Source organism: Microbacterium sp. (genome assembly GCF_052099035.1).
Taxonomy (GTDB): Bacteria; Actinomycetota; Actinomycetes; order Actinomycetales; family Microbacteriaceae; genus Microbacterium.
The window spans coordinates 1-2,308 of the sequence record NZ_JBQDSX010000065.1; the positions used below are offsets into that span (position 1 = coordinate 1).

The following is a 2,308-nucleotide window of genomic DNA, read 5'->3' on the forward strand; positions in this document are numbered from 1 at the left end:
CGGTCGGATGCGCCATCTGGGCGATCATCTTCAGCATCCCGATCTTCCTGAATGTGCCGGAGCCGTCGCTGGGTCGTCCGGAGCGCAAGGTCGGCTTCTTCCGCTCCTACGTGCTGCTCGTGAGGGACGTCATCGGGCTGTACCGCTCCCCCGAGACGCGGCCGACGTTCTGGTTCCTGCTCTCCAGCGCGGTCTTCCGCGACGGTCTGGGCGGAATCTTCGCCTTCGGCGCGATCATCGCCGGCCAGGTGTTCGGCTTCGAGTTCCTCGAGCTCGCGATCTTCGGCATCGCCGCAAACCTCATCGCCGGCGTATCGACGATCCTCGCCGGACGCCTCGATGACCGGTTCGGCCCGAAGCGCATCATCCTGTTCGCGCTGGGGGCGATGGTGATCGCGGGGCTTGCGGTCTTCTTCCTCGTGGATGCCGGATCGCTCGTGTTCTGGATCGGCGGACTGCTGCTGTGCGCATTCGTCGGGCCTGCGCAGGCGGCATCCCGATCCTTCCTCGCTCGCGTCACTCCCGCCGGACGCGAGGGCGAGATCTTCGGCCTCTACGCCACGACCGGGCGCGCGGCGAGCTGGATGGCATCCGGCGCCTGGACGCTGCTGATCGTGCTCACCCACGACACGGCATTCGGCATCCTGGGCATCATCCTCGTACTGCTGGCGGGATTCCTGCTGCTGTTGCCGGTGAAGTCGCAGCGGGTGAGCTGATTCAGCTTCTCCAGTTGTCGGCGAGCTTGCCGAGCAGGCGGGCCAGTTCGCTCTTTTCGTTGTCCGTGAATGATTCGAGCGCCTTCGAGAGCACCTCGCGCCGCTCGCCCCGCATACCTCGCGCGATCTTCCGCCCCTCGTCGGTCAGCGCGATGCGCGTGCGCCGCGCGTCTTCGGGATCGGCCTCACGCTGAACGAGCCCCCGCTGGACGCCCTGCTGCACGAGGCGTGACGCGCGAGGCTGATCGACGCCGATCGCTTCGCCAAGAGCGCTGACGCTGAGCGGTTCGGATGCCGTGGCGAGAGCATCCAGCATCCGGATCCATGCCGGACCCCCGAGGCGACCTCGCCCTCCGCCCGCCCCGCCTATCCACGGCGGCGGGCCGAACTCCGGTGCGCCGCGGAATCCGTGGCTGCCCCCGTGGTGTCCGCCGTGCTCGTGATGCGATCCGTGCTCGCCGTGCGGTCCGCCGTGCATGTGGCGGGGCCCGAAAGGACGACGCCCGCGCAGCTGAGACAGGGCGTGCGCGATGGCTTCGGCGGGGTCAGGGTTCTCTGTGCTCACACATCAGACTTTACATGCAACTTGACATGGATTCATATTGCATGTCACACTACATATACATGCATAGTTACAAGCAAAGGACTTTTCCATGAATAGCATCAACAACAATGAAGAGACATCCCGTCCGTTCGGATTCTGGCTGAAGGCCACAGACCGCCTGATGGCGGCCGAGTTCGCCGCAGCGTTCGAGTCGTTCGGCGTCACGCGTCGCGAATGGCGACTGCTGAACCGCATCGACGGCACCGTTTCCGGTGACGCTCGCCCGGTTTCCGCACACAAGCTCGGCCGGCTCATCGACCTCGGCTGGGTGACGGATGCCGATGGCACCTGGACCCTGACCGATGAAGGCCGTGCGGCCAAAGAGAGCCTCGGCGGCATCGTCGACGGCATCCGCGCGAAGATCACCGACGCGGTTCCCGCTGAGGATCTCGCCACCACCGTGGCCACGCTCGAGCAGCTCGCCCGAGCGTTCGGCTGGGACGAGAACACGCCCCTGCCGCGTGGTGGCGGGCGCCGTCACGGAGGGCACGGTCACGGTGGGCGCCGTCACGGGCACGGGCACCGCGGGTTCGGATACGGGCACGGGTTCGGATACGAGCACGGGTTCGGTCACAAGCACGGGTTCGGTCACGAGCAGGGGTTCGGTCACGGAGGCCGCGGGTTCGGTCACGAAGGCCACGGCTCACCCGAGATGGGCGCGCACGAAAGCTGCCGTCACGGCGAGCACGACTTCGCGCACGGCCGCGAAGGCCACCGCGGCCACGGTGGACCGCACGGTCACCGCGGCGGCCACGGCCACGCGCGCGCACGTTTCGCGCGATTCGCGCAGGGTGCCTACGAGCGCGGCTTCGAGGCCGGATTCACTCGCGGTCACGACGACCGCTGACCTCCAGCCCCACCCCCCGGCCTCAGGGCATCACCCGCCCGCGGGGGGGGGGGGGGGAGGGGGAAACAACCCACTGGGGGGGGGGGTTAAAAACCCCCCCCCGGGGGTGGGAGAGGGGCGCGGGGGCGGGGGAGGAAAACG

General features: G+C 67.9%; 3 protein-coding genes. 2 read left to right on the plus strand and 1 reads right to left on the minus strand.

From position 1 onward, the window contains the following. Window positions 1-716 (plus strand): MFS transporter (locus ACTIAO_RS14570; RefSeq protein ID WP_441906920.1); only part of this gene is annotated, 716 nt, incomplete at its 5' end. Window position 717: 1 nt separating this feature from the next. Here the strand turns inward: ACTIAO_RS14570 and ACTIAO_RS14575 are convergent. Next, window positions 718-1,281, minus strand: coding sequence for a MarR family winged helix-turn-helix transcriptional regulator (locus tag ACTIAO_RS14575; RefSeq protein ID WP_441906921.1), 564 nt, complete (start codon window positions 1,279-1,281; stop codon window positions 718-720). A gap of 88 nt (window positions 1,282-1,369) precedes the next feature. On the opposite strand from ACTIAO_RS14575, the gene ACTIAO_RS14580 reads away from it, so the two are divergent. Continuing rightward, window positions 1,370-2,167 (plus strand): hypothetical protein, encoded by a 798-nt coding sequence (locus tag ACTIAO_RS14580; RefSeq protein ID WP_441906922.1) that lies wholly within the window; start codon window positions 1,370-1,372, stop codon window positions 2,165-2,167. Window positions 2,168-2,308 lie beyond the last annotated feature (141 nt).

What these genes read in the sequence shown, in the direction of transcription:
- ACTIAO_RS14580 (WP_441906922.1), top strand. Translation starts at nt 1,370, where the DNA reads ATGAATAGCATCAACAACAATGAAGAGACATCCCGTCCGTTCGGATTC.